This window comes from uncultured Thiodictyon sp. (assembly GCF_903946935.1).
In the GTDB taxonomy this organism is placed as follows: Bacteria; Pseudomonadota; Gammaproteobacteria; order Chromatiales; family Chromatiaceae; genus Thiodictyon.
Window position 1 is genome coordinate 1 of record NZ_CAJAXH010000233.1, and the last position, 6905, is coordinate 6905.

A 6905-nucleotide genomic window follows, 5' to 3' on the forward strand; every position below is an offset into this window, starting at 1 on the left:
CAAACCGACTTCAAGCGAAACACAGGTTTATATTGCATCCGGACGCTTGCTTCTTCGGCAGATCTGCAATAATCAAACGCCGTATTTATTAGCCGTTAAGTAAGCCTCTATCTCAAAATGGTTCTTAGACAGCCTCTTAGTGCAATCCAGCATCCGCTACGAATTCGATGGTCTGTTGCGAATTATAGACCTGACCGAGCAAGCCATTACCGAAGAGCAACAAAGGCAAAAAGAAACCACTGAAAGTGAGCTTGCCAAGTTTGCGCCAGAAACCGAAGGATACGGTTTCATTCTAGGTTTTTTCAACAGGGATCTCCAGCAAGCTTCTGAAGATGTGCCTCGAATATTTCGCTATGCGCTTCTTTCCGCGATGATAAGCCTGACTGAAACAAGCTTCGTCCGCCTTACGAGGCTTGTTCACAGTCTCGGCGCCAATCTTCCCCCGTTCAATGACCGGAACGGATCTGTAATTGAACGCGCGGCCTGCTATCTTAAAGAGCACGCAAGGTTACGCAAGCGGCAAATCCCGTCACTCGACACCTTGCTCGAGCTTGTCGCAATAAGGAATTGCGTTATTCATAATGGGGGCGTCATTGATAGCTGCAACAAGAAAGACGAAATAGGACAATACATTGATGCCAACCCCTCGTCGACCGTTGATGAAAAGGGAAGAATTATGCTGGACTCCAATTTTCTCCGTAACCATCGCCACGTGTTGTCATATATTTTAATGCGCTACTGCGATGGCCTTAAAAGCACAAGTTTTCCATAGTGTTGCTGTCGGCGTAGTGATACTGAACAAGACGAGCTCCATATCAATTCTCTTTGTTCAGATGACGCCGAAGCAGATCTAGAAATCACTCAATCCCATTTGTCGCTCTACGAACACGAAGCACAGACCCATGATCATCAAGGCACTCACCCTCGAAAACTTCAAAGGCATCCGCGAGCCCGTGCGGATCGAGTTTGCGCCGCTGACGCTGCTGTTCGGGCCGAACAATGCCGGCAAGAGCACCATCGTGCAGGCGTTGATGTATGCGCGGGAGGTGCTGGAGCGGAATAACTGCGATGCGGGGCGCACTGAACTCGGCGGCGACGTAGTGGACCTCGGCGGCTTCAAGAACCTGGTGCATGAGCACGATTATCGATATCGTGCGATTCGCATGCGCTTCGAGTTGGACCTGTCTCTAATTGGATTGCCGGACTACACAGAGGTAATCCGCGAGAACTATATCGACAGCACCGTGCATCAAAAAGATGCGCCAACGCTCGGAACATCTGAGATCGCCCAAGCCCTCAAAGAGAAAGCGATTTGGGTCGAATTCGAGATTGCTTGGTCCGAGGCCGAGCAACTGCCTTATGTCCGTCGCTATGCAACCGGCAGCGGTTCCGAGACCTATGCTGATCTCGGATTCGACTGCGCAACCAGAGAAGTCTCAATCCGCTGGCTTAACGGTGGTGTGCCGCCGTTCGGCAGCCGAACAGTTCGCGACGTACGCGAGAGCAAATCTCGCGCCCAGTCCAATGCAAACGGAATATCGGCAGACTCGGCGCCTCAAGCGACCCGGCGGGACGTCATTTTCGAGTGCGAAGGATGGCTCATCTTGCTCTTTCGGTCGCTGGTTCAGGCGGACATGATCCCGGTCGGGCAGCATATCTGCGAGACTGAGTTCGTTGGCAACTCCGACATGGCCCAGCGAATCCCCAGCGACTTCCACCCAGAGGAGTATGGCGGGACTGCTCCGGGGCCACTACCCCTGGTCGCCCCTAGCGCCGCAACACTGGGTGCTTTGCCTGTCTGGGGCAAGCGCTTGCAAGTTAACGCTTTCGCGGAGGATGACGTGATCGACGATCCACCGTACCGGTGGGAGTTCACGTACTTCGCACAGGAGTATCTCTGCGATGTGCTGACGACCTTGATCACCGGTCCGGGAGAGCGTTTGATGGAGGCGCTCCGGCAGTCGGTGTACGTGAGTGCGTTCAGGGAAGTGCCGACACGGCAGTATACCCCTATGCACTCGCCTGGAGCGAACCGTTGGGCCAACGGCTTGGCCGCGTGGGATCACCTGGTTTTCAGTTCGTCGACCACGCTGAAACAGGCCAATGACTGGCTCGGAGAAGGCCGACTCCATACCGGCTACCGGATCGAAGTGCCCGTTTACCGGGAGGTTGCGTCCGACAGCGCCATCATGTCGGTACTCAAGAAGGAGTATCCGCCATCGACGCCCGAGTGGGAGAGGCTGCGGGTAGACGTGACCGGGCTGCTAGAACGCACGCGCCTGCAGATCCGCAATCTACAGACGGATACACTGCTGGCCCCGAGTGACTTGGGGGTTGGCATCTCCCAAGCCTTACCGGTCATTGTCGCGGCCCTGCATCACAAGGAAGGGGTTGTAGCAATCGAGGAACCCGAGTCGAACATCCACCCGGCGTTCCAGGTCGTACTGGCGGACCTGTTCATCACTCAGGCCAAGGCCAATCCGAACGTCCTGTTCTTGATCGAGACTCACAGCGAGCATCTGATGCTGCGCTGCCTGCGCCGGATCAGGGAGACGGCAAAGGGCGTCTTGCCTGAAGGAATCCCGGCAGTGACGCCGGAGGACATCGCGGTGCATTTTGTCGAGTCTACCGATAGCAGGCCACGGATACGCCGCATCGAGATCGACGAGGACGGCGATTTCATTGATGAGTGGCCGGGCGGATTCTTCGAAGAATCCTACCGCGAAAAGTTCGCGGGGCGCTGATCATGTTGGTGCCATTCGTCATCGATGCCGACAGCTTGATTCCCGATCCCTCATGGACCCCGGCGATTGCTCGAAGCTGCCATTACGATCTCTTGGAGGTTTGGGAGCGTATCGGGCTTCTCGTGCATGATGGCGAGCAGTTCGAGAGCTCGAATCTGGCTCGGGCGGTGGAACGGTTGCCGCAGAATTTGAAGCTGCTGTGGCAGGCGATGCTGAAGCGTTCGCCACCGGTTCCATGTCCCAACGATTGGGGCGGGTCGGTCACGTCCGGCGCAGTGTCCGATATCTGCGCTGTTGCGTCTGCAGCCCTTGTCGATGACACTCGGGCCGAAGCGGAGTTCGGGTTGACCGAAGGTCAGGACGAGATTGCCCTGGCTGAGAGTGGAGCCCATAGTCTCGCAATCTGCCGGTTGATTGCGGCAAATCATGCCAGGGTCTTCAAACACGCAATCGAGACGTCGGTGGGCCATATCGAGGTCGGCGAATCCTACCAAGCGATTTGGAATCTTCGGTTTCGCCCTCTCGCTTACGCGCCCTTAAAGAACATATCGATCGTCGATCGATATGCAGTCGAACAGCACTTCAGGTGCCCGCGGCAGTGGCTTTCTGGACTCGAGCGGTTCTTGCGGCTGTTAGATGATGACGCCATTGGAGTCCGCTACGTGAGTTTGTTCTCTGCCTGGACTCCCAAACTCAAGGCTAAGAGCCTCGTCGATATCGAATCGGAGTTATCCGCCGTATTGCAGCGATTGCAGAAGAAGAGTATCAAACGGTTGAAGGTGCACATGATTCCGGATTCCGTATTCCGAACCGATGCGCGTGATCGGTTTGTTCGGTTTGGGCACTACGTTTGGGATCTGGGGCACGGTCTGGACGTATTTGAGGGGCCTACTGCGGCAAAGCGTTGTTCGGCATCCTTCAAGACCGATGCCGCCACCTACGAGAGGGTGGAGAAAGACCTTGAGCGCAATATCAAGCCTTGCGACCTGTTAATCCTCCGGTGAGACCGCCAGTTTCATCTCAAGCACCTTCGGACCCAAGACCCATGCGCGAACGAATCCAAAGCATCCTGACCAATCTGGAAACCGTCGGCGAGGACCTGCTCGCCCTCTCGGACGACATCTGGCTGAACATCGACCACAACGAAAACGACGCACTCGAGAAAGGTCTGGCCTTCAAGAAGGCGTTCAACAAGACCGTGGGGGAATTCCGTGAGGTCTCGGGCCGGCTGTCGAATCTGGTCCAAGATTATACCCAGGTCCCGACCTTCGAGGCACCGAGCGCCCCCGCGTCGGAAGATGAGCGGGAGCGGCGCGAGCGCCTGATTCGCGCACTCGACCGGCGCGTGCCCCATGGTCTGGCTGAGGATTTCCGCTACAAGCGGCCCGCGATCTTTACCCTGAGTAGCGTACCCTTCGACGGTACTAACACCTGGTCCCAGGTCTACGAGACCCTATGTCGACATCTCGCATCCTTGCAGCCGGCTGTCTTCAATGCCTTGCCGACCAACCCGGATTTCGTCAGTTCCAAAGGCAATAAGCATTTTTCCAGGCAGGCCGAGGATCTGCGCATCGCGCGGGACTACGGTCGGGGCGTGCTTGCCGAGACCAACCTTTCGGCTAACCAGATCCGGGACAACATCAAGCGTCTTCTCTGCGCGTTTGGCCTCCCGGAGTCAGCATTCGTCGTCTATCTGCGTGAAGATCGGGATGCCGGGGCCACTGGAGACACACCATGATCGAAAGCGTCGAGCTCAAGAGTTTTTGCTCCCAACAGCCCGGGCTATTGGCGTGAACCTCATCTGCTCATTGTGAGACTGAAATCATGTTGCAAACCATTGAAGTCGAAATCGACGCAAGCGGCCAAGTGCACACACTGGAGCCGTGTATCCGCCTCCCGGCCGGCCGGGCTCTGCTCACATTGCTGGACGGTGAAGCGAACGAGTCGGCCCTGCTGGCAGAGGCTGCCTTGGCCGAAGATTGGCTGAAACCGGAGGAGGATCAGGCATGGGCGCATTTGCAGCCTGGCAAGTCGTAGTCTTGCCGTTTCCCTTTTCGGACCTGACGCGAAACAAGTTCCGGCCCGCACTGTTGCTCGCCGACGTTGGTCGGGGCGACTGGATCGCCTGCCAGATAACGAGTAACGCCTTCGCCGACGTTCGCGCGATTACGTTAGGCCAAGGGGATTTCGTCAGTGGCGGGTTACAGCGCCAGAGCTACGTGCGTCCCGGAAAGCTCTTTACGGCCAGTGAAACCCTTTTTTCAACGATTGCCGGAGAGCTTCAGTCTCATGTCCTTGCTGAGGTTCGGGAGGCGGTCGTGCGATTGATCCTGGGTCGCGGTTTGCAATGAATGGTCACATGCTCCGTCCCTTGCGTCTGGCTCCAACGCTCCAGCGTTGAAGCAAGTTCCGACGCTCTGGCGTCGCGTGGTCAATCGGGCCGCTGGAGCGGCCAAGACTGCATTTCCACGCAGAGCGTGGGAACGAGATGACGAGATGAGATACCAAGTAATGCCAACCGCTAAACAACAAGCCGAAACGGTGCTGCGGCACCTGCCCGATAACTGTACTTTGGAGGATATCCAGTACCACCTCTACGTGCTGGAGAAGATTCGGAAAGGCCGGCAAGACATTGAGGAAGGTCGCTCATTCACGACTGAGGAGGCGAAAGAGCGTCTGACAGCATGGCTGGCCAACTGATCTGGACGCTGGAGGTGCTCGACGATATCGAGGCGATTGCCCGCTATATCGCCCGCGGTTCTACGGTCCATGCCGGGCGTATCGTTTCTGAGATTCTCGAGCGTAGGTTGGGGTGAGGAACAAACCCCAACAACATTCGTCGCTGCTGGAGCGCAGAGTTGTGGTTCGCCATGCTCACCTCCAACCTACTCTGGCTGGTTTGATGTTACGGCCGGGCCGCTGGAAATCCTGTCCGGTAGTTGAACCCGCTGCGTTCCTGGAGGACGGTAGTGACAATCGAATTCGATCCAGCCAAGGCCCGCTCCAATCTGCGTAAGCACGGAGTGAGTTTCGCACACGCCGAACAGGTCTTGCGCGACCCAGCGGCAATCACGATCGAAGACCCGGATGTCTCCGGTGAGCAACGGTTCCTGACCCTGGGCATGGATGGGCTCGGTCGGGTATTGGTGGTGATTCACACCCCACGCGCCGAGCGGACGCGCATCGTCTCCGCTCGTAAGGCAAGCCGCGTTGAAGCGGAGCAATATCATGCGTGACGAATACGATTTCAGTGGCGGTAAACGCGGTGCAGTGATCCAGTCTCCTGGCAAGACGCGGATCACCTTGATGCTGGACGACGATATTGTCGAGCATTTCCGCACTCAGGCCGAGGCGGCCGGCACGGGTTACCATGAACTCATTAACGACATCTTGCGCGAGGCCGCGGTTCGTACTGATGTCCGCAGTCGGGAGGATACGCCGCTAACCGTGGCTATTTTGCGCAAGGTGCTTCGCGAAGAGTTGCATTCATCCTGAGGACTCTACGCAGCGCGTAATTTGGGGTGGGGAACGAACCCTAACGACATTCGTCGATGCTGGAACGCAGAGTTGGGTTTCGCCATGCGGTCTGGCTCCTACGCTCCAGCCTGGGAGCAAGTTTCGACGCTCCAGCGTCGCGTGGCCAATCGGGCCGCTGGAGCGGCCAAGACTGCATTCCGACGCAGCGCGTCGGAACGAAATGAGATACTCACGAGGCCAAACAATGCAAACCGCTAAACAACAAGCCGAAACAGTGCTGCGGCAGCTGCCCGATAATTGCACCTTGGAGGACATCCAATACCACCTTTATGTGCTGGAGAAGATCAGGAAAGGTCGCAAAGACATTGAGGAAGGTCGCTCATTCACGACCGATGAAGCGAAGGCGCGTCTGGCAACATGGCTGGCCAACTGATCTGGGCGCTGGAGGCGCTCGACGATATCGACGCGATTGCCCGCTATATCGCCCGTGATTCTGCGGTCCATGCCCGGCGTATCGTTTCTGAGATTCTCGAGTTGGGTGAGCGTAATCGTTCAGACCCCCGCCACCGGCAGCGGGGGCAGGGGCAGTCCGGCGCGCCGCTCGGTGATCGCGGCGACCAGGTAGTCCCACGGCGAGTGGCCGCGTTGCCGGCAGGTGTCGATGACACTGGCCAGCAGGGTGAA

11 protein-coding genes and 1 pseudogene are annotated in these 6905 nt (G+C 57.1%); all 12 read left to right on the top strand.

Annotated features, from left to right (window positions below; all coding sequences use genetic code 11):
- Positions 1-139 precede the first annotated feature (139 nt).
- Positions 140-772, top strand: coding sequence for a hypothetical protein (locus QZX93_RS20760; RefSeq protein ID WP_295394900.1), 633 nt, complete (start codon positions 140-142; stop codon positions 770-772).
- 130 nt (positions 773-902) lie between these two features.
- A complete protein-coding gene (locus tag QZX93_RS20765; RefSeq protein ID WP_295394902.1) occupies positions 903-2744 on the top strand; it encodes a DUF3696 domain-containing protein in 1842 nt (613 codons plus the stop codon).
- A gap of 2 nt (positions 2745-2746) precedes the next feature.
- On the top strand, positions 2747-3748 hold the full coding sequence (locus QZX93_RS20770) for a hypothetical protein (RefSeq protein WP_295394904.1): 1002 nt from the start codon (positions 2747-2749) through the stop codon (positions 3746-3748).
- A 41-nt stretch (positions 3749-3789) separates the two neighbouring features.
- Positions 3790-4482, top strand: coding sequence for a hypothetical protein (locus tag QZX93_RS20775; protein ID WP_295394905.1), 693 nt, complete (start codon positions 3790-3792; stop codon positions 4480-4482).
- 86 nt (positions 4483-4568) lie between these two features.
- Positions 4569-4781, top strand: a complete 213-nt coding sequence (locus QZX93_RS20780) for a hypothetical protein (RefSeq protein ID WP_295394907.1) — start codon at positions 4569-4571, stop codon at positions 4779-4781.
- On the top strand, positions 4751-5095 hold the full coding sequence (locus tag QZX93_RS20785; protein ID WP_295394909.1) for a MazF family transcriptional regulator: 345 nt from the start codon (positions 4751-4753) through the stop codon (positions 5093-5095). The genes QZX93_RS20780 and QZX93_RS20785 overlap by 31 nt, the downstream gene beginning before the upstream one ends.
- A 160-nt stretch (positions 5096-5255) precedes the next feature.
- The gene (locus tag QZX93_RS20790) at positions 5256-5444 is read left to right on the top strand and encodes a hypothetical protein (protein WP_295394911.1); all 189 of its coding nucleotides are present in this window, start codon (positions 5256-5258) and stop codon (positions 5442-5444) included.
- Positions 5429-5560: a hypothetical protein gene (locus QZX93_RS20795; RefSeq protein ID WP_295394912.1), complete on the top strand. Its 132-nt coding sequence runs from the start codon at positions 5429-5431 to the stop codon at positions 5558-5560. The genes QZX93_RS20790 and QZX93_RS20795 overlap by 16 nt, the downstream gene beginning before the upstream one ends.
- A gap of 153 nt (positions 5561-5713) precedes the next feature.
- Positions 5714-5980, top strand: coding sequence for a BrnT family toxin (locus tag QZX93_RS20800; protein ID WP_295394914.1), 267 nt, complete (start codon positions 5714-5716; stop codon positions 5978-5980).
- Positions 5973-6239 carry a BrnA antitoxin family protein gene (locus tag QZX93_RS20805; protein WP_295394916.1) on the top strand — a complete coding sequence of 89 codons (267 nt, stop codon included), beginning with the start codon at positions 5973-5975 and terminating at the stop codon, positions 6237-6239. The genes QZX93_RS20800 and QZX93_RS20805 overlap by 8 nt, the downstream gene beginning before the upstream one ends.
- A 226-nt stretch (positions 6240-6465) precedes the next feature.
- Positions 6466-6654 carry a hypothetical protein gene (locus QZX93_RS20810; protein ID WP_295394918.1) on the top strand — a complete coding sequence of 63 codons (189 nt, stop codon included), beginning with the start codon at positions 6466-6468 and terminating at the stop codon, positions 6652-6654.
- Positions 6639-6737: pseudogene (locus tag QZX93_RS20815) on the top strand (type II toxin-antitoxin system RelE/ParE family toxin); the annotation flags it as partial. The gene QZX93_RS20810 and the pseudogene QZX93_RS20815, both read left to right, overlap by 16 nt.
- Positions 6738-6905: the final 168 nt, after the last annotated feature.